We start from the raw sequence: 21,175 nt of genomic DNA on the forward strand, positions 1-21,175 counted from the left end.
CGGGCGGGGCGGCGGGGCGGGGCGGCGGCGCGGGGTGGGTGGCGGGGTGGGCGCGGGCCACGGTGGGGTGGGGTCAGGGGCGGGGGAGGCGGCCGGCGTCGATGTGGTCGAGGATGGTGGCTGCTCCGCCGGTGGCTGCTGCGCCGTGGTCCAGGATGGAGGCGACGACCTGGGGGCTGCCGGTGTCGGGGCCGATGCGGCGGGCGCGGAGTTCGGCTTCGACGGGTGGGAGGAGCCAGGGGGCCAGGGGGACGAAGTAGCCGCCGAGCACGATCACCTCGGGGTCGAGGAGGTTGGCGAGGATGGAGACGCCCTGGCCGAGGGCTCGGCCTACGTCGTCCAGCGCGTGGAGGGCGGCGGGGTCGCCGGCGCGGGCTCGGCGTACGACCTCGTCGACCTCGGGTTGCAGGTCCGTGATGTCGCCGTCGCCCGCGACCTCGGGCAGCACCCGCGCGATGATCGCGGTGATGCCCGCGATGGCCTCCAGGCAGCCGCGGCGGCCGCAGGCGCACGGCGGGCCCTGCGGGTCGATGGTGATGTGTCCGATCTCGCCGGGGAAGCCGCGGTGGCCGCGCAGCGGCTGGCCGTCGCTGATGATGCCCGCGCCGATGCCGACCTCGCCGGTCAGGTAGATCAGGTTCTGCGAGCCCGCGAACGCGCCGTAACGTGATTCGGCGAGCACCGCGAGGTTGGCGTCGTTGTCGACGGCGACCGGGAAGCCGGGTTCGCCGAGCGCGCGGTTGACGATGTCGCGCAGGTTGACGTCGCGCCAGCCCAGGTTGGGGGCCATGATGACGACGCCGTCGGGGGAGACCAGGCCGGGCACGCCGACGGTCAGCCCGAGCACCCGGCGGTCCTCCTTGAGCACCCGGTTGACCGCGCGCCGGCCGAGTGCCGCGATGGCGGTCGCGGCCTGCGCGGGGCTGGAGGTGAGCCCGGCGAACGAGCGCCTCCAGGACAGCACCTGCTGCCCGGCCAGGTCGATGGCGACCGCGGTGAGGTAGTCGGCGTTGACTTCGATGCCGATCGCGGCGTACGGGGAGCCGTCGAGCACGAGCATCGTCGCCGGGCGGCCGATCCGGTGCTCGGTGAGGCCGGTCTCGCGCAGCAGGCGGCGCTCGATCAGGTCGGCGACGAGGCTGGACACGGTGGCCTTGTTGAGCCCGGTGGTGGCGGCGATCTCCGCGCGGGAGCACGGCGCGTGGCCGCGTACGTAGCGCAGCACGACGGCCAGGTTCGTGGCCCTCACGTCGGCGAAGTCCGCCGGTTGAGGGCCGCGCTGCATGGTGATCACCGTCTGCCCTCCGGTGTGGCTGCACTGGTCGCACCATCATGCCGTATCGAGCCATGGCTCAGCACCGCCGTGGACCTCGGCATGGGAACGCTCCCTTGTGGTCGCCCTGACCTTCGGCTAGTTTGTTTAGTCGGAAGCCGAACTAACTGTACCGTGCAATCGCTCCACAGACACCCCTTTCCCTGATCCTGAGCTTGACAAATGACGAAGGGAGCACGCCGTGGACAACCCCCTCGCGGGCGCGGCGGCGAACCGCCGATCGTTCCTGAGCCTGCTCGGCCTGGGCGCGGTCGCCGTAGCGGGCAGCGGCACCCTCGCCGCCTGCGGTGAGAAGGCGGCGGACCCGGGCACGACGCAGCAGCTCGACAAGCTGCAGGCGGTCCTGCCCAAGTTCCAGCCGCTGGAGCTGGTGCAGCCGGACATCAAGGGCGTCTCGCCGGTCGCCAACGGCTTCACCAAGTATCCGTCCGCGCTGGTCGACGCGATCACTGAGAAGCCCGGCCGGGGCAGCACCATCACCACGATGACCCCGTTCTGGGGGCAGGTGCCCGCCGGTCCGGGCCAGAACGCGTACCTCGACGCGATCAACGCGGAACTGGGTGCGGTGGTCACGCCGGGCGTGCAGGACGGCAACACGTACGCCGACAAGCTGAACGCGATCCTGCCCGCCCGTGACATCCCGGACGTGCTGTGCATTCCGGGCTGGGAGATCAGCAAGATCCCCAACTTCTCCGAGGCGGCCAAGGCGCTGTTCGAGGACCTCACCGACCACCTGGCCGGGGACAAGGTCAAGCCGTACCAGATGCTGGCCAGCCTGCCGACCGTCGCCTGGGGCAACGCGGTGTGGAACGAGCGGCTGATGGCGGTCCCGTGGCCGACAGACGGCCCCTACCCGTGGGCGCTGTTCTACCGCAAGGACCTCGTCGACGCCGCGGGGGCGGGGATTCCGAAGACCGCCCAGGAGCTGTACGACTTCGGCAAGAAGATGACCGATCCCGGCAAGGGCGTGTGGGCGTTCAACGACGTCCAGGCGATGGTCGAGATGATCTTCCGGGTGCCGAACTCGAAGGACGGCTGGGGGTACAAGAACGGCAAGGTGCTGTTCAAGTACGAGACCGACGAGTTCAAGGCCGCGCTGGAGTTCATGGCCAAGCTGTACAAGGACGGCCTGATCCACCCCGAGGTCGTGGCCAGCAAGGGTGCCGACGCCAAGCTGCTGTTCTCCGGCGGCAAGATCGCGATGATCCAGGACGGCGTGGGCGCGTGGCTCGGCATGCAGGCCGAGCAGCAGAAGGTCACCTCCGGCTTCAACATGCAGCCGGTGCCGTTCTTCGCCGCCGACGGCGGCGCGCCGCTGGTCTGGGGCTCGCCCGACCCGGTCTTCTACACCTTTGTCAAGAAGGGCCTCGGCAAGGAGAGGACCGAGGAGATCCTGCGCATCCTCAACTTCGTCGCCGCGCCGCTGGGGACGAAGGAGTTCGAGCTCGTCGAGTACGGCGTCGAGGGCAAGCACTTCACCAAGGGCGCCGACGGCTGGCCGGTCGGCACCGACCTGCAGGGCAAGGAGAAGGCGGACCAGTTCCGCTTCCTGGCCGGCACCGCCCCCACGATCAAGTACGACGCACGGGTACCCAACTACGTGACCGATCTGATCAACTGGGAGAACGCCGCGGTCAAGAACCTCGAGGTCGACCCGTGGCTGGGCATGAAACTCGAGATGCCGGCGGAGTACGTGAAGGTCAAGCAGCCCACCGAGGACAAGGTCAAGGACATCGCCCGGGGTCGCCGGCCGCTGTCCGACCTGGACACCGTGCTCAAGCAGTGGCGTGACGGGGGCGGCGAGACGGGCCGCGCGCACATGGCGAAGGCGCTGAGCGACGCTGGCCGATGAACAGGGAGTCGCGGTGAAAGGCACCACCGAAACTGGTGGGCAGCCGGCGGTCCGTCTTCACGACGGGCCGCCGGAGCAGCCCCCGAGTCCAGTGGCCGGGTCTTCGGCGGCCCGGCCACTTCCCGCGCCCGGCGGGCCGCCCGTCCGGCGGCGGGCCTCGTTCGGCGCGCGCTGGCGGCGGGACTGGCCGCTGCTGGTGATGGCGCTGCCCGCCGTACTGCTGCTGCTGGTCTTCCACTACCTGCCCACGCTGGGCAACGTGGTCGCCTTCAAGGACTACGACCAGTGGTCGGGCGACACCGCGATCGAGGCGATCGTGAACAGCCGGTGGATCGGCTTCACCAACTTCGCGGAGCTGTTCGCCGACTCGCAGTTCTGGGACGCGCTGCGCAACACGCTGCTGATCACCACGTTCCAGCTGGTCTTCTTCTTCCCGCTGCCGATCGCGCTGGCCATCCTGCTCAACAGCGTGGTGTCCAGCCGCCTGCGCGGCTTCATCCAGACCGTGGTCTACCTGCCGCACTTCTTCAGCTGGGTGCTGGTCGTGACGTTCTTCCTGCAGATGCTCGGCGGCTCGGGCCTGCTGGCCCAGGTGCTGCGGGACAACGGCCTGCAGCCGTGGGACGTCATGACCAATCCGGACACATTCATCCTGCTGGTCAGCTCCGAGTCGCTGTGGAAGGACGTCGGCTGGGGGACCATCATCTTCCTCGCCGCGCTGACCGCGATCGACCAGAACCTGTACGAGGCGGCGGCCTCCGACGGGGCGAACCGGTGGCGGCGGCTGTGGCACATCACCCTGCCCGGCCTGCGACCCGTCGTCGTACTGCTGCTCATCCTGCAGCTGGGCAACGCGCTGTCCGTCGGCTTCGAGCAGTTCATCCTGCAACGCGACGCCGTCGGCCGGCAGGCCGCCGAGGTGCTCGACACCTACGTGTACTACCTCGGCCTGCTCACCCAGGACTACGGGGTCGGCGCGGCGGCCGGGCTGTTCAAGGCCGTCATCGGCCTGATCCTGATCCTGGTCGCCAACCGGGTGGCCCGCCGCTTCGGCGAGGAGGGGGTGTTCGTCCGCTCATGACCGCTGTCACCCCTGCCATGCGGGACCGCCGTCGGCGTGCCCAGCGCCCGGCCTGGGAGGAGCCGCCCACGGTTCCCGGGCGGCTCGCCAAGGGCGTACTGCTGACCGCCGTGGTGCTCGCCGTGCTGATCCCGATGTGGTCGGTGATCGTGACCAGCTTCTCGTCGAAGCAGGCGATCGCCGACGCGGGCGGCATGGTGTTCCTGCCCCGCGACTTCGACATCTCCGCGTACGTGCTGATCTTCACGCGGGGCGAGGTGTCGGCGGCGATCTGGAACAGCGTGTTCGTCACCGTCGTCGGCACCACGCTCAGCCTGGTCTGCACCGTGCTCGCCGCGTACGGGCTGTCCCGGCCGGGCAGCCTCTGGCACCGGCCGCTGCTGATGTTCTTCCTGATCACCTTCCTGATCGGGCCCGGCCTGGTGCCGACCTACGTGGTGGTGACCAGCCTCGGGCTCAAGGACTCGCACTGGGCGCTGATCCTGCCCGCCGCCGTGAACGCGTTCAACCTGATGGTGGTACGGCAGTTCTTCATGGGCATCCCGTCGGAGCTGCTGGACAGTGCCCGGATCGACGGGGCGGGGGAGTGGATGATCCTGGCCCGGATCGTGCTGCCGCTGTCCAAGGCCGTGGTCGCGGTGGTGGGGCTGTTCTACGCCGTCGGGTACTGGAACATCTACTTCAACGCGGTCCTCTACCTCAACGACGCCGAGGACCGGGTGGTGCAGCAGGTGCTACAGGCGTACATCATCGCCGGTCAGAGCCCTGCGGGTATCGGCTCACCGCCGGCGCTGGGCTTCAGCGCGCCACCCAGCCTCGCGGTCAAGATGGCCGTAGTCGTCGTCGTCCTCATCCCCGTCGTCGCCGTCTACCCGTTCATCCAGCGCCACTTCACCAAGGGCGTCATCACCGGCGCCCTCAAGGGCTGACCCCGCCGCGGCACCCGCCGCCCCGAACGGATCGCCGCGGCTCTCCCTTCGCCGCGGCGATCTCCAACCCCACCCGGCCCCGCCGCGCCGCCGCGAAGATCGCCGTTTCGGGCCAAAAAGTGGAGTCCGCCCACACTTTTCGACCCGAAATGGCGATCATGCCGCGCCCGCGCCGCCGGAGCGATCAGGTGAGGAAGGTGACTATGGCGGCGGCGAATTCGGGGTTGCGGACGACGGTGAGGTGGTCGCCCGCGAGGACTTTCCAGCGGGCGTCGGGCAGGGCGGCGGCCAGCACTTCGGGGCGGGTGGCCAGCCAGTCGTCGGTGCCGGCGAGGACGAGCGCGGGGATCGTGATGCGGTCCAGGGCGATGGGGGCGCGGTGGCCCGCCTGGGCCTGGGCCGCCAGCGCCTGGCGGTCCGCGCCGGACGCGTCGGCGAACAGCCGGAAACCCATGACCCGCTCGTCGGTGATGGTGCTCGGGTCGTCGGTGAGCAGGCCGTCGACCAGTGCCCGGCCGGGCAGGGCGGCCCGGTCGACGCCGCCCTGCTCGACGGCTCCGGCCCCGATGCCGCCGGTGACCAGTCGTCGGACCCGCCGGTCCGCGGCGGCGGTGAGCAGCGCGACGACGCCGCCCATCGAGTAGCCGACCAGGTCCACCCGGTCCAGTCCGAGCTGGTCGAACAGGGTGCCCAGGTCGCGGGCCATCTTGTCCTCGCCGTACCGCGCGGGGTCGTGGGGTTTCTCGGAGGAGCCGTGGCCCCGCGCGTCGATCGCGATGACGTGGCGGCCCGCCCCGACCAGGGCGTCGACGATGCCGGGCGCCTTCCAGTTGGCGGCGGCCGAGGTGCTGAACCCGTGGTGTAGGACCACGGGCGGCAGGTCGCCGCCAGGTTCGCCCCAGGTGTGGTACGCCAGCGTGATGCCGTCGTACGACGGGAAGGTCTGCATGCGGCTCTCCGATCAGGTCAGGGCCCGGAGCCGCCGCACTCGGCGGGCGTGCCACCGGGGCACGCGATGCCAGGGCGCACGGTGCCGGCGGCTACTTGATCAGTCTGCGCAGCGGTGCGGCTCGGCGGCATCGGCGATTTCACCGGTCCCGCCGCACCCGCGCCCCGACCTGCTCCGCAGGGACTGCGGGGCAAGGAAGGGCACCTTCCACAACGCTCTGGCGTTGGGAAGGTGCCCTTCCTTGCACTACACGCGGGGGAGGGTGAGCTCGCGGGCCTCGGCGTAGCGGGCACGGACGGCGGGCACGGCGTCGGCTTCGAAGGTCTCCAGGCCGTCGAGGGTCCACGCGGGGGCGGTGCCGGTGGCGACCCAGGCGGCCTGGCGGGCCGCTCCGTCGGCCACGTACTCGCCTGGCGGGGGGACCACGACGGGGCAGCCGAACACCGACGGGGCGATCCGGCGTACCGCCTCGGCGCGGGCGCCGCCGCCGACCAGGACCACGCGGGACACGGTCGCGCCCTGGCCGCGCAGGGCGTCGAGGCCGTCGGCCAGGGCGCAGAGCATGCCCTCGACGGCGGCCCGGGCCAGGTGCGCGGCGGTGGACGTGCCCAGGGTCAGGCCGTGCAGCGAGCCGGTGGCGTCGGGCTTGTTCGGGGTGCGCTCGCCTTCGAGGTAGGGGACCAGCACCAGGCCGTCGCTGCCCGCCGGGGCGGACAGGGCCAGCCGGGACAGTTCGGCGTGGTCGACGCCGAGCATGGTCGCGGCGGCGTCCAGGACGCGGGCCGCGTTCAGGGTGCAGACCAGCGGCAGGTAGTGCCCGGTCGCGTCGGCGAACCCCGCCACGGTGCCGGTGTCGTCGGCGGCGGGGGTGGTGGCGACGCTGAACACGGTGCCCGAGGTGCCGATGGAGACGACCACGTCACCGGGCCGCGCGCCGACGCCCAGCGCCGCGGCGGCGTTGTCGCCCGCGCCGGGGCCGAGCAGCGCGCCGCCGGGGGTGCGGCCGGGGGAGCCGTCGGGGCCGAGCACGGTCGGCAGCACCAGGGCGTCCCGGCCGAAGGCGAGTTTGAGCAGGTCGCGACGGTACTCGCCGGTGGTCGGGGACCAGTAGCCGGTGCCGGAGGCGTCGCTACGGTCGGTGGCCAGCGCGGACAGGTCGCCGGTCCCGCCCAGCCGCCAGGTCAGCCAGTCGTGCGGCAGGCACACCGCCTCGGTGCGGGCGGCGTTGTCCGGCTCGTGCTGGGCCAGCCAGCGCAGCTTGGTCACGGTGAACGAGGCGACCGGCACGCTGCCGACGGCGTCGGCCCAGGCACGTGGCCCGCCGAGTTCGGCGACCAGGTCGGTGGCGGCCTGCGCGCTGCGGGTGTCGTTCCACAGCAGCGCGTCGCGCACGACGGCACCGGAGGCGTCGAGGCAGACCATGCCGTGCTGCTGCCCGCCGACCGAGATCGCCGCGACGTCGTCCAGCCCGCCCGCCGCGGTGATCGCCGTCTGCAGGGCCTGCCACCAGGCCTCGGGCGGGCAGGACGTGCCGTCGGGGTGGCTCGCCCGGCCCTGGCGGACCAGCGCGCCGGTGTCGGCGTCGCGGACCACCACCTTGCACGATTGGGTGGAGGAGTCGATGCCGGCGACGAGTGTCATGAAGTTCAGTCTCCTGGAGCCTGCCAGGCCGCCGTGAGCAGGCCGTCCACCGGGCCCAGCGTGGCCCGCACGCCGTTGACCAGCACGGTGGCCGGAGGGGTGCCGCCGGCGACGGTGGGGAACGCGATCGCCGTGACCCGGGCCGGCCCGGCGATGGTCACCGAGAGCGTATCCCCGTCCCGCCGTGCCGCGACAGTGCTTACGTAACCGTCGTCACGTATCTCGCACGCCCCGTCGCCGCCCCCGAAGCTCAGCAGGGTGAGCTGCGCCCACGGCCCGTCGGCCAGGTGCTCGGCGGGCGCGGCCACCGGCAGCAGCGCGTCGCGGCGCACCCACAGCGGCTGCTGCGTCAGCGGCGGGGCGACACGCAGCGTGACACCGCCGCCGACCACGTCGCCGCTCCACCAGTCGACCCACTCGCCGGGCGGCAGGTACACGTCGCGCTGCTGGCTGGAACTGATCATGGGAGCGACCAGCAGGTCCGTGCCGAGCCGGTACACGTGCTCGGCCCGCCACGACGCCGCGTCGGCCGGGGAGTCCACGCCCAGCGCCCGCATCATCGGCTCGCCGGTCGCCGCCGAGCGCAGCGCGGCCGAGTACAGGTACGGCAGCAGCCGGTAGCGCAGCCGCAGCGCCTCGATCACGTCCGCCTCGACGGCCGGGAAGCGCCACGGCTCGCGGGTCGTCGTGCCGTGGAAGCGCACCAGCGGCGACAGCGCCCCGAACTGGGCCCAGCGCAGGTAGAGGTCGTCGCTCGGCACGCCGCAGAAGCCGCCGCTGTCGTGCGACCAGTACGGCACCCCGGACAGCCCGTGCGCGAGCCCGCCGTTCATGGACGAGGCCAGCGCCTCGTACGAGCACATCGTGTCCCCGCCCCACTGCGCCGCGTGCCGCTGCCCGCCCAGGTACGACGAGCGGGCCCACACCATCGTGTGCCCGTGCACCTCGCGGGTGACCTCGGCGACGGCGTCGTTGAACAGCAGGGCGTACACGTTGTGCAGCTCGGTGCCGGTCATGCCGTTGAAGGCGACCGCGTCGGCGGGCACGCCCTCGGCGAAGTCGGTCTTGAACACGTCGACGCCCTGCCGGGCCAGCGGCCGCAGCAGGTCCTGGAACCAGGCGGTCGCCTCCGGGTTGGTGAAGTCGACGATGCCGCCCGCCGGGAACGAGCCGTGCCAGGAGTCGGCTACGTACACCGCGCCGTCGGCCCGGCGCAGCAGGAAGCCCCGCTCGGCGGCCTCGGCGAAGCGGTCGGTGCGGTGCGACAGGTACGAGTTCATCCACACGCAGACCCGGAAGCCCTGCTCGTGCAGGGTGGCCAGCATCGCGTCCGGGTCGGGGAACGCCACCGGGTCCCAGCGCAGGTGCGACCAGGTGCCCTCGGCCTGCCAGTAGGTGTCCAGGTGCAGCACGTCGCAGGGGATGCCGTGGGCGCGGATGGTCGCCGCACGGGCCAGCACCGCCTCCTGCGTGTCGCGGCAGAAGCCCGACGAGATCCAGGAGCCGAACGCCCACTTCGGCGGGCAGGCCGGGCGGCCGGTGAGCGCGTCGTAGCGGTCCAGCACGTCGGCCGGGGTGGGCCCGGCGAGCACGTAGTACTCGATCAGGTCGTCGGGCACGAGGAGCTGGGTGACGCTGCCGGTGGACGCGCCGAAGTCGAACTCGACCGGCATGCCCGAGTCGACCACGACACCGTAGCCCCGGCTGGACTGGTAGAACGGCACGTTCTTGTACGCCCGGTCGGACTCGCTGCCGAAGGCGTCGAAGTTCCACATCACCGGCCGCTGGCCGCGCAGGTTCAGCGCGGTGAAGCGCTCGCCGGTGCCGGACAGGACCTCGTCGGCGGGCATGGCGAAGCTCTCGTGGTAGGCCACGATCTGCCCGTCGACGCGCGAGCAGCCCAGCGGCAGGGTGCGCATCCGTCCGGAGATGTCAGTCAGGCCGGGGTCCGCGCCGAGCAGCGGCCGCCCGTCGGCGTCGTGAAAGGACAGCCGCCACGGGTCCAGCGTGACCTCGGCGGTCAGCGGCCCGGCCGTGACGGTGACGGTGTTCTCGCCGGTCACCACGGTCGCCACCGCGCCCGGGTCGGGCTGGGTGAGCGGGAGCAGCCGGGCGCTGCGGCTGCGCGCCCCGGCCTCGGCGGACAGGCGTACCCGCAGGATCCCGTCGCCGGCCGCGCCGACGTGCAGATGCAGCACGGTTCCGGCGTCGGTGAACGCGTCGAAGGTCACGCCGACGGAGTCCTTGCCGGTCAGCTCGGCCCGCACGACGGTCTCCGGGCCGGGTTCGCCGTGGGCGCGGCGGGGCAGTTCCGGCGGGTCGGCGGAGAAGTACTCGTGGGCCACCAGTGGCGGGCGGAACGGCATTATCGGCTCCCAGCGCGGCGTCTACTGCAGGTATGACGTCTTTTAGTTTTCCGTGTAGCCAAACAAACGTCAACGGTTGACGCCCCGTCCTGCTCCCTCTAATTTGGCCGGGGTGCCGACAAACTCGACCTTCTACGGTGCGGACTGGAACCCCGAGCAGTGGCCGGAGCCGGTCTGGGCGCAGGATCTCGCCCTCATGCGCGAGGCCCGCGTCACCGCGGCGACCGTCGGCGTGTTCAGCTGGTCGCGCCTGGAACCGAGCCCCGGGGCGTACGACTTCGGCTGGCTCGACCGCGTCCTCGACGGCCTGCACGCCCACGGGATCGGCGCGGTGCTGGCCACCCCGACCGCCTCCCCGCCGCCCTGGTTCACCCGGGCCCACCCCGACGCGCTGGCGACGCGCCGCGACGGCGTACGCCTGGTCCACGGCTCCCGCGACACGTACTGCGTCAACGCCCCCGCCTACCGCGCCGCGAGCCTGCGCATCGCGACCGCGCTCGCCGTGCGCTACGCCCGCCACCCCGCACTACGCCTGTGGCACGTACACAACGAGTACGGCACCTGGTGCTTCTGCGACCACTGCGCGCGCGCCTTCCGCACCTGGCTACGCGAGCGCCACGGCGCCGTCGACGCCCTCAACGACGCCTGGACCGCCGACTTCTGGAGCCAGCGCCACGGCGACTGGTCCGAGATCCTCCCGCCCCGCGCCACCCAGTACCTCGGCAACCCCGCGCACGAGCTGGACTACCGGCGCTTCCTGTCCGACAGCATGCTGGCGGCGTACACCGAGCAGCGCGACGCGATCAAGGCGGTCGCCCCGGCCGCGCAGGTCACCACGAACTTCGTGCTCGGCGGATGGGTGCCCGTCGACCACGCCAGTTGGTCCCGCGAGGTCGACCTCGTCGCCATCGACCACTACCCGTCCACACTGGACGGCGTACCCGCGCAGAGCGCCTTCGCCGCCGACGCCGCGCGGGGCTGGTCGGCCGCCGCCGGGCACGGCGGACGCTGGCTCCTGATGGAGCACGCCCCCGGCCACGTCACCGAGCAGGGTGTCCAGCGCCGCAAACCACCCGGCATGCTCGCCCGTACCGCGCTGGCGCACGTCGCCCGTGGCTCGGCGGGGGCGATGTACTTCCAGTGGCGCGCGAGCCGCGGTGGCGCTGAACAGTGGCACACCGCCCTGGTCGCCCACCCCGGCCCGGCCACCCGCCTCTTCGCCGAAGCCGTCGCCCTCGGCAACCGCCTCGCGGCAACTGAAGGAAGGGCACCTTCCGATCGCTCGGCCGATCGGAAGGTGCCCTTCCCCACGGGCGAGCCCGCCGGAGCCGCGACGGCGTGCGGCGAGGTGGCGGTGTGGTTCGACGAGACGTGCGGTTGGGCGGTCGGGGCGTCGCACCTGCCCGCGCCCGTGGACTACCAGGGGATCGTCGAAGACTGGCACCGGGCGCTGTGGCGGCTGGGGTATCAGGTCGACGTGGTGCCGCCCTCGGCCGCGCTGGACGGATACCGCGTGCTGGTCGTGCCTGCGGCCTACCTGCTCACCGACGAATCGGCGCGCAGGCTGGAGCGGTACGTGCGCGAGGGCGGGCACCTGGTGGTGACGTACCTGTCCGGGATCGTCGACGAGCACCTGCGGGTGCGGCTCGGCGGATACCCGGGCGCGCTGCGCGAACTGCTCGGCGTGCACGTCGAGGAGTTCGACCCGCTGCCGACCGGAACGGCCGTCACCCTGGACAACGGCGACCGTGCCACCGCCTGGACCGAGCACCTGACCGCGCCCGGCGCGGCGGTGCAAGTCTCCTATCCCGATGGACGACCGGCGATCACCCGGCGCGAGCACGGCACCGGCACCGCGCACTACGTCTCCTGCGGCCTGGCCGAGACCGCGACGGCACACCTGCTCGACGGGGTCTGTGCCGCCGCCGGAGCCGCCCCGGTCCTGCCCGGCCTGCCCGACGGCGTGGAGGCGGTCCGCGCCACGGACGGAGTCTGGCTGTTCAACCACACCGGCGAATCTCACGACATCGCCGGTCATGCGCTCCAGCCAGGCGCAGCGATGGAGCTACCTGCTTTTAGCAGCCTTTTCACGGAAATCGCTGCTACGAGGTCCCGATAGCCCGGTCGTAGTCGGATCAGCCGGTCCGCTCGATCTCGCCGGGGCGCCAGGTCTGGTCGTACCAGGGCTGGAGCGGGGTGTAGAGGCGCAGGAAGGTGAACCAGTGCTTGCCGGGCACGGTCTGGATCCAGTTCGCCTCCCGGCCGGGCGGCGGCGTAGGGCCGAACCAGACCTCGGTGCTGCCGTCGGCTTCGGCCACGACCGTGCCGGACAGGCTGCTCAGGCTCGGGTACGGGGTGTCGGTGGCCAGCAGCGAGCGGGTCTGGCAGTCGTACACGCACACCGACCAGAACGTCTTCGCCGGGACGTGCCGGGGCAGGCGCAGCCGGTAGGAGTGCCCGCCGTCGAGCCACCGGCCGTCGGCGTCCTCGGCGGTGTAGGCGTACGCCGAGCCGGTGCCCACCGGGGACTGCGCCATCGCGGGCGTGACGACCGTGGCGAGGTAGTGGAATGCCGCGCGGGCGTCGAGCAGGCGTGCGCCCTCGCGGAGGAACTCGTGGCTGCCGCCGATGAACAGCCGCTTCCACGAGGAGTCGGGGTAGTAGTACGCCTCGGGGTCGCGGGGCCGGAACGCCAGCGCACGGGCGATGCCGGCGGCCAGCGGGGCGGCCTTGGCGAGGATCGCGCGCAGACGCTGGTCGGGGCCGAACACGTCGCCCTTGACCAGGCCGATCCCGGCCAGGATGCCGCGGCGTTCGGGATCCAGGGAGTCCAGCGGCTCCTCCTGGATCACCACGTCGACCTCGTCGTAGAAGGTCGCGTCGTTGGCGTGCACGGTGTTGTGCGGCCGGTCGGCGAGGTTGACGAACTCGTTCGGCGGCGGGTACGCGGCCTGGGACAGCGGGTAGACCCGGATCCTCCGGATCGCCTCGACACCGTCGAGGGCGCGGAACATGGCCCAGTTGGTGAAGGTCGGGCAGCGGAAGACGTAGTAGCCGTCGGGCACCTCGTCCTCGTGGTCCGGCGGCAGGAACAGGTACTTGCCGCCCGCGCCCTGGTCGGGGCCGCTCAGGCCGAGGTCGGTGACGTAGCGGAACCAGAAGTCGTCGACGACGCACAGCGCGTTCGGCGGCACCTCGACCACGGTCGGCCCGTCGGTGTCGAGGTCGAGGAAGGTGTGGCCGTACGTGGTGTCGGTGTTGGGGGTCAGGTAGAGGCTGGTGGAGTTGAAGCGCGGGTCGGTGATGCCGATCTGGCGGGCCGAGGTGACGCCGACGTTGCGCAGTCCGGCCCGGATCGCGGCGAGCGACGCGGCGGGCATGGCGACCAGGAACGCCTCGACCGCGCGGATCAGGTCCAGGGCGTCGTAGAGCCCGTCGGTGCTGTCGTCGGCGGGCAGGCCGTCGGGGAAGGCGAACTGGCCGAGCGGGGTGTCCAGCGTCTCCGGCATGCCGATGGCGGCCAGGATCTCCTTCGGAATGGACATGCGCGCACCTCTCGCGCGGCCGTCTGCCGCGCCTTATCGCACGGTACGCAGAGAGTTTGCGAGATGTCCCGGTTATGCCCAGGATGCGCGGGGACCGCAGCGGGTGGAACGCGACCGGGCCGGGTGCTCAGTCCGCGTTGACCGGGAGCGGGCGGCGGGCGGGGTGGGGCAGGGTCACCGGCGGGTGGCCGTTGCCGTGTCCCTGCTCGGCCGGGCCGTAGCCATGCGGGCCACCCGCGGCGAAGCCGTTGCCGGTGCTGGGCATCGACTGCTCAGGAGCTGCGGGCGCGGGCACGTGGCCGTTGGCCGAGCCGTGCCCGCCAACCTGCCCGTTGCTCGGGGCGTACCCGTTGCCGGGGGTCTGCCCGGTGCCGGTGGCGTGCCCGTTCGTGCCGCCGCCGGCAGTGTGGCCGTTGGCCGGGGCGGGACCTTTGGGCGAGGTGGTCGTCGTGGACAGCGGCACCATGACCGGCACGTACGCGCCACCGGCCGGTTCCGGTTCGGGGGTCTGGCCGGGCAGGGGGACCGTCGCGGTGCGCGGCGCGGGATCACTCGCGCCGGGGACCTGGAACACGCCGCGGGCCGGATGCTCGGGCAGACCGGGCACGGAGGCGGAGCTGAACCGCACCGGTAGTGGCACCGGTTCGGCGACGAGGTCGTGTTGTGGTTCGGCATAGCGGGTGAGCGCGATCACCGCCCCCAGGGTGATGACGAAGCCGAGCGCGGCGACCCAGGACATGCCGGGGCGGATCTTGTCACCCAGCAGCAGCATGCCGATCACGGCGGCGGGCACCGCGCCCGCGGCGTCCATGGCGGCGACGGCGGCGTTGGTGGAGCCGCGCTGCATGGCCAGGCCGAGCAGCAGCTGGCCGGTGAGCGAGTGCGCGATGACCAGGTAGAGCAGCGGGTTCAGGCCGAACTCGACGATGGTCTGCGCCGAGGCCAGCGGCCGGGCCGCGATGGCGGCCGAGGCGAAGCAGAGCCCGGCCAGCGAGCCGAGCACCACCGAGCCGAGCACGCCCTTGACCTTGCCCGCGAACGCGCTCACCCCGGCGATCGCGACCAGCGCGAAAACCAGCGAGATCACGCCCTTGGCGTCCAGCGGCTCGGCGTGGCCGGGCTCGGCCGACACGGCCAGCATGCCGATGCCCGCCATGACCGCCAGCAGGAGCAGGACCTCGGCCAGCGGCAGCTTCCACTTGAGCACCGCGACCCCGGCGAAGGCGGTGACGCACAGGCCCGCGGTGACCGCCGACTGGACGAGGAACAGCGGCAGATCGCGCCGCGCACCGAGGGCGAGGAAGAAGCCGAGGATCTGACAGCCGAGGCCGAGCAGGTACGTCGAGTTGCCGAAAAGGCGCAGCAGCAGGCCCGGATCAAGGGTGTCCGTCGTCGCTGTGCGTGTCGCCGCGATGGACTGCAGCAGGTTGGCGATGCCGTATGCGGCGATCATCGCCACCAGGAACCACCAGCCAGAGGACACCACCCTGGCAGCTTAGACCCTTAGGGGTCGGCAGCGCCCTACCCGCCCGGCGACTTCACCGAGTGAATGAGAGTGACTACAGTGCGCGAAGCCCGGCGGGGCTCAGCCGTTCCAGCACGTCGTCGTGCAACTGACCGTTGGTGGCCACCGCGGAGCCGCCGCCCGCGCCGTTGCGCCCCGACAGGTCGGTGAAGCTGCCGCCCGCCTCGGTGACGATCGGCACCAGCGCCGCCATGTCCCAGAGCATCAGCTCCGGCTCGATCATGATGTCGACCGCGCCCTCGGCGAGCAGCATGTAGCCGTAGAAGTCGCCGTACGCCCGGCTGCGCCAGGTCTTGCGCATCAGGTCGAGCACCGAGGCCAGGCGGCCGGTCTGCTCCCAGCCGTCCAGGGAGGAGTAGCAGAAGCTCGCGTCGGCCATGCGGCGTACGCCGGAGACCCGGATCGGCTGGGCGGCGGCCTGGTGGCGGCCCGCGAAGGCACCCAGCCCGCGCGCGGCCCACCAGCGGCGGCCCAGCGCCGGGGCGGAGACCATGCCGACGACCGGCTCGTCGCCCTCCATCAGCGCGATCAGCGTGCCCCAGATCGGCACGCCGCGGATGAAGTTCTTGGTGCCGTCGATCGGGTCGATGACCCACTGCCGGTTGCCGGTGCCACCGGCGACCCCGAACTCCTCGCCGAGCACGCCGTCGCGCGAGCGGGTGCGCGCCAGCGTCGAGCGCAGCGCCTTCTCCACCGCGGTGTCCGCGTCCGAGACGGGCGTCAGGTCGGGCTTGCTCTCCACGTACAGGTCGAGCGCCTTGAACCGGGACATGGAGATGGAGTCGGCGGTGTCCGCCAGCACGTGGGCAAGCCCAAGGTCGTCCGAGTAGCGGGCCATGGCGAGAACTTATCGGATCTCCGCACCGCCGAGGTATCGGGTTGGCGGACCCGCCGTAAATGAGAACGCGTGGATCACGGCGGGGCGGGTAATTTCACGGGCATGAGCGGGTGTGCACGCCCGTGGCACGGCAAGGAGGAGTCATGGGTGCTGACCCGGAAAAGGTGCTCCGGACGTTCCTCGACGAACACGGGCGGCTGACCTCGATGCCCGCGAAGGCGGGCAAGCGGCGGGTGCTGCTGGAGCACATCGTGGCGGCCTTCGAGCCGGGGGTGAAGATGCCCGAGCGCGAGGTCGACGCGGTGCTGCGGGCGTTCTACGAGACCGACTGGGTGTCGCTGCGGCGCTACCTGATCGACACGGGCCTGATGGCGCGCGCCGACGGGCTGTACTGGCGCACCGGCGGCTACGTCGAGGTCTGACCGGGCTCGGTGTCGCCCGCGCGGGACGACAGCAGGCGGCGGTACGACGCCAGCCGCCGGGCGTCGGCCTTGCCCTGCGCGACCCAGGCGTCCAGCGCGCACTCGCCGCCGGTGTGCTCGCAGTTGGGCGGGCAGTCCACGGTGCCCTCGACCAGGTCGGGGAAGCCGTGCAGCAGGTCGTCGGAGGAGACCAGGGCCAGGCCGAAGCTGCGTACGCCCGGGGTGTCGATGATCCACGACTCGCGCTTGTCCGGCAGCCGCAGCGCGACCGCGCTGGTCGAGGTGTGCCGCCCCTTGCCGATGGCGCTGACCACGCCGACCGCCCGGCGCGCGTCCGGGATGAGCCGGTTGACCAGTGTCGACTTGCCGACGCCGGAGTGCCCGACGAGCACCGAGCGGCGCCCGGACAGCCGCTCGCGCAGCTCGTCGAGGTCGCCGTCGGGGCGGGTCAGCACGTAGTCGAGGTCGAGCTCGGCGTAGTAGCTGATCACCTGCTCCGGACCGGCCAGGTCGGCCTTGGTCAGGCACAGCAGCGGCTCGATGTCGGCGGCGTACGCGGCGACCAGGCACCGGTCGATGAACCCCTCGCGCGGCGGCGGATCGGCCAGCGCGCTCACGATCACGAGCTGGTCGGCGTTGGCGACCACGACCCGCTCGATGCGGCCCTCGGCGGTGGTGTCGTCGTCGTCGGCGGTGCGCCGCAGCACCGAGCGCCGCTCCTCGATCCGCACGATCCGGGCCAGGCTGCCGACATCGCCGGTGACGTCGCCGACCAGACCGACCTCGTCGCCCACCACGACCGACTTGCGGCCCAGTTCGCGGGCCCGCATGCAGGTGACCTCGAAGACCTTCCTGCCCTCGTGCACCACGCAGGTGTAGCGGCCCCGGTCGACGGCGACCACGAAGCCGGTCACGGCGTCGTCGTGCTTGGGCCGGGTCCGCGTACGGGGACGCGAACGTGACGACTTGGTGGCCCGCACCTTCACATCGTCCTCGTCGTACTCCCGTTTCTTCTTCACTGCAGGCCTCTCATCGTCCGGCGACCACCGCGCTCCATAGTGCCGGGAATTCGGGCAGCGTCTTGGAGGTACACGCCACGTCGGTCAGCCGCACCCCGGGCACGCGCAGGCCGATGACCGCGGCGGCGTGCGCCATCCGGTGGTCGTCGTAGGTCTCGAAGGTCGCACCGGTCAGCGGGCCGGGCGTGATGGACAGCCCGTCCGCGGTCTCGGTGACCCGCGCGCCGAGCGCGGTCAGCTCGCGGGCCAGGGCGGCCAGGCGGTCGGTCTCGTGGGTGCGGATGTGCCCGACGCCACGCAGCGTCGACGGGCCGTCGGCCAGCACGGCCAGTGCCGCGACGACCGGGGTCAGCTCGCCCACGTCGGACAGGTCGGCGTCGATGCCGTGGATCTCGCCGGTGCCGGTGACGGTCAGGCCGTGCTCGGACAGGGTGACCGTGCCGCCCAGCGCGCCGAGCAGCTGGCGGACCTTGTCCACCGGCTGCACGCTGCTGCGCGGCCAGCCGGCCAGGGTGACGCTGCCGCCGGTGACCAGTGCCGCCCCGAAGAACGGGGCCGCGCCGGACAGGTCCGGCTCGATCTGCCAGGCCCGCCCGGACAGGCGGCCGGGGGCCACGTGCCAGACGTCGCGGGCCGAGTCGTCCACGGCCGCGCCCGCGGCGCGCAGCATCTGCACGGTCATCCGCAGGTGCGGGGCGCTGGGCACCGGGTTGTCGCCGGTGTGGCGCACGGTGACGCCCTCGTCGAAGTCGGCCCCGGACAGCAGCAGGCCGGAGATGAGCTGGCTGGACAGCGAGGCGTCGACGGCGACCTCGCCGCCGCGCAGCCCGCCCTTGCCGTGCACGGTCAGCGGCATGCCGTCGATGCTCGACGCGTCGATCGTCGCACCCAGCTCGCGCAGGGCCTTGAGCAGCGGCCCGAGCGGGCGCTGCCGGGCGCGGGGGTCGCCGTCGAAGGTGATCGGGCCGTCGGCCAGCGTGGCCAGCGGCGGCAGGAAGCGCATCACGGTGCCCGCCAGGCCGACGTCGACGTGCGCGGGCCCGACCGGCGGACGCGGCCGGATCTCCCAGCGCTCGTCGTCGGAGGTGGACACGTGCGCGCCGAGCGCGCGCAGCCCGGCGGCCATCAGTTCGGTGTCGCGGGCGCGCAGCGGGGCCAGCAGCGTCGACGGCCCCATGCCGAGCGCGGACAGCACCAGCGCCCGGGCGGTGATGGACTTCGAACCGGGCAGGCGTACGACAGCGTCGGTCGCATCGACCGCGGTCGGCGCGGTCCACGGCACGAGTGCTCTGCTCACACCTGCTCCTCGCTGCGCTGGTCGGCGGCGGATCGGCCGCGCGTGGTCTGCTCACTGCGTTCGGTTACGCCTCACAGTCTGCCTGATGACCGCCGACGGGGGACCCTCGGTATTGCGCCGTCCTGCGCGGGCCGCCGGGGACGGGCCGCCGGCGCGAACCGGCGTATGGTGGGCGCCATGTGTGGGCGGTACGCGACGACACGTACGGCGGCGGATCTGACTCAGCTGTTCGCGGCCGAGGACGAGACCGCGGAATCGCTTGCCCCGGACTACAACCTCGCGCCCACCGACCCGGCCCCGATCGTGCGCGTCTGCGCGACGCGGGAGGCCCGGGTGCTGAGCCTGGCGCGGTGGGGTCTGGTGCCGCCGTGGGCCGACGATCCGCGCACCGGGCTCAAGCTGATCAACGCGCGAGCCGAGACGCTGGCCACCTCCCGTGTGTTCGCGCCGTCGTTCGCGAAGAAGCGCTGCATCGTGCCCGCGGACGGCTGGTACGAGTGGGTGCGCACCGAGAGCGGCAAGCAGGCGTACTACATGACCGACCCGGCCGCGGGGCGGGGGCTCGCTTTCGCGGGCCTGTGGACGGCGTCGAAGTTCGGCCTGAGCTGCACCATCATCACCACGGCGGCGCAGGGTGAGCTGGCCCGGGTGCACGACCGCATGCCGCTGCTGCTGGAGCCCGAGCTGTGGGAGGCGTGGCTGACCGGCCCGGCCGATCCGGAACTGCTCGCGCCGCCGGGACCGGGATACCTGTCCGGTCTGGAGATCCGTCCGGTGGGCGCGGCGGTCGGCAACGTACGCAACGATGGTCCTGAATTGACCAGGCGGCTCGCGGAGCCGGACACACAGGTCAGTCTGTTCTGATTTTGCACTGGATCGTGTTAGTTTGCGCCACGAATTTGCGGGTAAACCCTTGCCTCGTTCTTCTACCGTGCGGTAAGACACAGCGTCGGTGGTAAGCGGCAGTGCCGCGCGTCACCGTCTGTCTGAGCCGGATCCTCCCGCCGGGGGCGGGGGGACCGACCCACGGGGGAGGTGGGTGGATGACCCGCGCGCGTATTCCACGCCCGCACGAAGTCGCCGCTGCTCGCAGGGACCCGCGCTTGGTGCGGGCCGTGCGGGAGCGGCATGACAACGCCTGGCGCACCAGAGGTGCCTGCCAGGCCGTCGACCCGGAGACGTTCTTTCCGGCACCGCTGGAGCCGGCCGACACGGCCGTCCAGCTGTGCGGAAGGTGTCCGGTGTCGGGGGCCTGCCTGGCCTGGGCGCTCAGCGTCGGCGACTGCCACGGAGTCTGGGGCGGCACGACCGCACGCGAGCGGCGGGCCATGCTCGTCGCCTGGCGCACCGAGGAGCAGCAGGAGGAGATGCCGTACACGACGTACGGGCCGCAGCCGGACCTGGTGGTCTCGGCCGGACAGCTCGCCCCGCCACAGCGGGCGGCCGGGGTGACGCGGCAACTGCCGCGCATCCCCACCCAGTCCCGCGCCGAACTCGCCCTGTGCACGCTGGGCGAGGCGGAACGCGACACCGCGCTGCAAACCCTGCCCCTGCTGACCAGGGAGCACGCGCACGCCGCATGATCGCGGTATGCGAAGTGGCACGGAAACGGTCGAGACCGGGCGCGGCCCGGCACGGGTAGCCGTCACCATGCCCGGCGACGCGGCCGGGCGCACCGGTGACGAAGCGCGACAGCAGGCCGGGGCGGGCACGCCAGCCGCCCCGGCCGCGCTGCTGGTGCTCGGGCACGGAGCCGGCGGCAGCGTGGACGCGCCCGACCTGGTCGCGGTGCACGACGCCGCGGTCGCCGCAGGCGTGGCGGTGGCCCTGGTCACCCAGCCCTACCGGGTCGCGGGCCGACGTGCGCCCGCACCCGCCGGGCACCTCGACGAGGCCTGGTGCACGGTCGCCGACCTGCTCACCGAGCGCTTTCCGGGGGTGCCGCTGATCGTCGGCGGCCGCTCCAGCGGGGCGCGGGTCGCATGCCGCACCGCCGCAACGGTCGGCGCGGCCGGCATCGTGGCACTGGCGTTCCCCCTGCACCCGCCGGGCAAGCCGGACCGCAGCCGGGCTCCGGAGCTGGACACCGGTCTGCCGACGCTCGTCGTCAACGGCTCCGCCGATCCGTTCGGCGTGCCCGGTGCCGCACCGGGGGTCGAGATCGTTGTCCTTCCCGGGGAGCGGCACGACCTGCGCAAAGCGCCGGACACCGTCGGCCGGGCCGTGGCCGGATGGCTGCGCGCCCATGGCTGGGCCCGGTAGCGGCGAGCGGACGTGACGGTCGCCACTGCCCCGAGTGTCCCGCGGAATGCGACAGCCGTCGCGTGGCGTTACAGACCGCGGGTGGCCGGAAGCGTCCGGCCCCGGCGAGAGGTGGG

15 protein-coding genes and 2 pseudogenes are annotated in these 21,175 nt (G+C 72.4%); 8 read left to right on the forward strand and 9 right to left on the reverse strand.

The window, feature by feature from the left end; translation table 11 throughout:
• Positions 1 to 73: 73 nt before the first annotated feature.
• Positions 74 to 1,285: an ROK family transcriptional regulator gene (locus tag HAV40_RS20605; protein ID WP_166383719.1), complete on the reverse strand. Its 1,212-nt coding sequence runs from the start codon at positions 1,283 to 1,285 to the stop codon at positions 74 to 76.
• Between the two features lie 229 nt (positions 1,286 to 1,514).
• Between HAV40_RS20605 and HAV40_RS20610 the strand changes: the two genes are divergently transcribed.
• The 3 genes from HAV40_RS20610 (at position 1,515) to HAV40_RS20620 (ending at position 5,195) form a co-directional block, all read left to right on the forward strand.
• The gene (locus HAV40_RS20610) at positions 1,515 to 3,185 is read left to right on the forward strand and encodes an extracellular solute-binding protein (RefSeq protein ID WP_166383721.1); all 1,671 of its coding nucleotides are present in this window, start codon (positions 1,515 to 1,517) and stop codon (positions 3,183 to 3,185) included.
• Positions 3,186 to 3,276: 91 nt separating this feature from the next.
• The gene (locus tag HAV40_RS20615; protein ID WP_239086483.1) at positions 3,277 to 4,266 is read left to right on the forward strand and encodes an ABC transporter permease; all 990 of its coding nucleotides are present in this window, start codon (positions 3,277 to 3,279) and stop codon (positions 4,264 to 4,266) included.
• Positions 4,263 to 5,195, forward strand: a complete 933-nt coding sequence (locus HAV40_RS20620; RefSeq protein ID WP_203671523.1) for a carbohydrate ABC transporter permease — start codon at positions 4,263 to 4,265, stop codon at positions 5,193 to 5,195. The genes HAV40_RS20615 and HAV40_RS20620 overlap by 4 nt, the downstream gene beginning before the upstream one ends.
• Before the next feature lie 184 nt (positions 5,196 to 5,379).
• Here the strand turns inward: HAV40_RS20620 and HAV40_RS20625 are convergent, their stop codons facing one another.
• From HAV40_RS20625 to HAV40_RS20635, 3 genes are all read right to left on the reverse strand, one after another.
• Positions 5,380 to 6,144, reverse strand: coding sequence for an alpha/beta fold hydrolase (locus HAV40_RS20625; RefSeq protein ID WP_166383725.1), 765 nt, complete (start codon positions 6,142 to 6,144; stop codon positions 5,380 to 5,382).
• Positions 6,145 to 6,390: 246 nt separating this feature from the next.
• Positions 6,391 to 7,785 carry a xylulokinase gene (xylB, locus tag HAV40_RS20630; RefSeq protein ID WP_166383727.1) on the reverse strand — a complete coding sequence of 465 codons (1,395 nt, stop codon included), beginning with the start codon at positions 7,783 to 7,785 and terminating at the stop codon, positions 6,391 to 6,393.
• Between the two features lie 5 nt (positions 7,786 to 7,790).
• The gene (locus HAV40_RS20635; RefSeq protein ID WP_166383729.1) at positions 7,791 to 10,151 is read right to left on the reverse strand and encodes a TIM-barrel domain-containing protein; all 2,361 of its coding nucleotides are present in this window, start codon (positions 10,149 to 10,151) and stop codon (positions 7,791 to 7,793) included.
• A gap of 112 nt (positions 10,152 to 10,263) precedes the next feature.
• Between HAV40_RS20635 and HAV40_RS20640 the strand changes: the two genes are divergently transcribed.
• Positions 10,264 to 12,270 (forward strand): beta-galactosidase, encoded by a 2,007-nt coding sequence (locus HAV40_RS20640; protein ID WP_239086481.1) that lies wholly within the window; start codon positions 10,264 to 10,266, stop codon positions 12,268 to 12,270.
• 16 nt (positions 12,271 to 12,286) lie between these two features.
• On the opposite strand, the gene HAV40_RS20645 is transcribed toward HAV40_RS20640, so the two are convergent.
• From HAV40_RS20645 to hisN, 3 genes and pseudogenes are all read right to left on the reverse strand, one after another.
• The gene (locus tag HAV40_RS20645; RefSeq protein WP_203671522.1) at positions 12,287 to 13,696 is read right to left on the reverse strand and encodes a DUF1254 domain-containing protein; all 1,410 of its coding nucleotides are present in this window, start codon (positions 13,694 to 13,696) and stop codon (positions 12,287 to 12,289) included.
• A 658-nt stretch (positions 13,697 to 14,354) separates the two neighbouring features.
• Positions 14,355 to 15,149 (reverse strand): annotated as a pseudogene (locus tag HAV40_RS20650) (hypothetical protein); the annotation flags it as partial.
• Positions 15,150 to 15,255: 106 nt separating this feature from the next.
• A complete protein-coding gene (hisN, locus tag HAV40_RS20655) occupies positions 15,256 to 16,059 on the reverse strand; it encodes a histidinol-phosphatase (protein WP_166383731.1) in 804 nt (267 codons plus the stop codon).
• 143 nt (positions 16,060 to 16,202) lie between these two features.
• On the opposite strand from hisN, the gene HAV40_RS20660 reads away from it, so the two are divergent.
• Positions 16,203 to 16,481 carry a DUF2087 domain-containing protein gene (locus tag HAV40_RS20660; RefSeq protein ID WP_166383733.1) on the forward strand — a complete coding sequence of 93 codons (279 nt, stop codon included), beginning with the start codon at positions 16,203 to 16,205 and terminating at the stop codon, positions 16,479 to 16,481.
• Here the strand turns inward: HAV40_RS20660 and rsgA are convergent.
• Both rsgA and aroA read right to left on the reverse strand, forming a co-directional pair.
• On the reverse strand, positions 16,466 to 17,461 hold the full coding sequence (gene rsgA / locus HAV40_RS20665) for a ribosome small subunit-dependent GTPase A (protein ID WP_203671538.1): 996 nt from the start codon (positions 17,459 to 17,461) through the stop codon (positions 16,466 to 16,468). The genes HAV40_RS20660 and rsgA overlap by 16 nt on opposite strands.
• Before the next feature lie 49 nt (positions 17,462 to 17,510).
• Positions 17,511 to 18,797, reverse strand: coding sequence for a 3-phosphoshikimate 1-carboxyvinyltransferase (gene aroA, locus HAV40_RS20670; RefSeq protein ID WP_166383737.1), 1,287 nt, complete (start codon positions 18,795 to 18,797; stop codon positions 17,511 to 17,513).
• Positions 18,798 to 18,974: 177 nt separating this feature from the next.
• Here aroA and HAV40_RS20675 point away from each other — a divergent pair, with 177 nt between their 5' ends.
• The 3 genes and pseudogenes from HAV40_RS20675 to HAV40_RS20685 all read left to right on the forward strand — a co-directional run bounded on the left by HAV40_RS20675 (position 18,975) and on the right by HAV40_RS20685 (position 21,059).
• Positions 18,975 to 19,661, forward strand: a complete 687-nt coding sequence (locus HAV40_RS20675; RefSeq protein WP_166383739.1) for an SOS response-associated peptidase — start codon at positions 18,975 to 18,977, stop codon at positions 19,659 to 19,661.
• Positions 19,662 to 19,840: 179 nt separating this feature from the next.
• Positions 19,841 to 20,188, forward strand: a pseudogene (locus HAV40_RS20680) (WhiB family transcriptional regulator); the annotation flags it as partial.
• Positions 20,189 to 20,387: 199 nt separating this feature from the next.
• Entirely contained in the window at positions 20,388 to 21,059 is a 672-nt protein-coding gene (locus HAV40_RS20685) for an alpha/beta hydrolase family protein (RefSeq protein WP_239086479.1), read from the forward strand.
• The last annotated feature ends 116 nt before the right edge of the window (positions 21,060 to 21,175 follow it).

It is taken from the genome of Catellatospora methionotrophica, from assembly GCF_011297335.1.
Taxonomy (GTDB): domain Bacteria; phylum Actinomycetota; class Actinomycetes; order Mycobacteriales; family Micromonosporaceae; genus Catellatospora; species Catellatospora methionotrophica.

Bases quoted from the DNA above. Each gene is read 5' to 3' on its own strand.
- HAV40_RS20635 (WP_166383729.1), bottom strand. From the start codon at position 10,151: ATGCCGTTCCGCCCGCCACTGGTGGCCCACGAGTACTTCTCCGCCGAC.
- HAV40_RS20660 (WP_166383733.1), top strand. From the start codon at position 16,203: ATGGGTGCTGACCCGGAAAAGGTGCTCCGGACGTTCCTCGACGAACAC.
- xylB (WP_166383727.1), bottom strand. From the start codon at position 7,785: ATGACACTCGTCGCCGGCATCGACTCCTCCACCCAATCGTGCAAGGTG.
- HAV40_RS20620 (WP_203671523.1), top strand. From the start codon at position 4,263: ATGACCGCTGTCACCCCTGCCATGCGGGACCGCCGTCGGCGTGCCCAG.
- HAV40_RS20645 (WP_203671522.1), bottom strand. From the start codon at position 13,696: ATGTCCATTCCGAAGGAGATCCTGGCCGCCATCGGCATGCCGGAGACG.
- HAV40_RS20675 (WP_166383739.1), top strand. From the start codon at position 18,975: ATGTGTGGGCGGTACGCGACGACACGTACGGCGGCGGATCTGACTCAG.
- HAV40_RS20625 (WP_166383725.1), bottom strand. From the start codon at position 6,144: ATGCAGACCTTCCCGTCGTACGACGGCATCACGCTGGCGTACCACACC.
- hisN (WP_166383731.1), bottom strand. From the start codon at position 16,059: ATGGCCCGCTACTCGGACGACCTTGGGCTTGCCCACGTGCTGGCGGAC.
- HAV40_RS20605 (WP_166383719.1), bottom strand. From the start codon at position 1,285: ATGCAGCGCGGCCCTCAACCGGCGGACTTCGCCGACGTGAGGGCCACG.
- HAV40_RS20685 (WP_239086479.1), top strand. From the start codon at position 20,388: ATGCGAAGTGGCACGGAAACGGTCGAGACCGGGCGCGGCCCGGCACGG.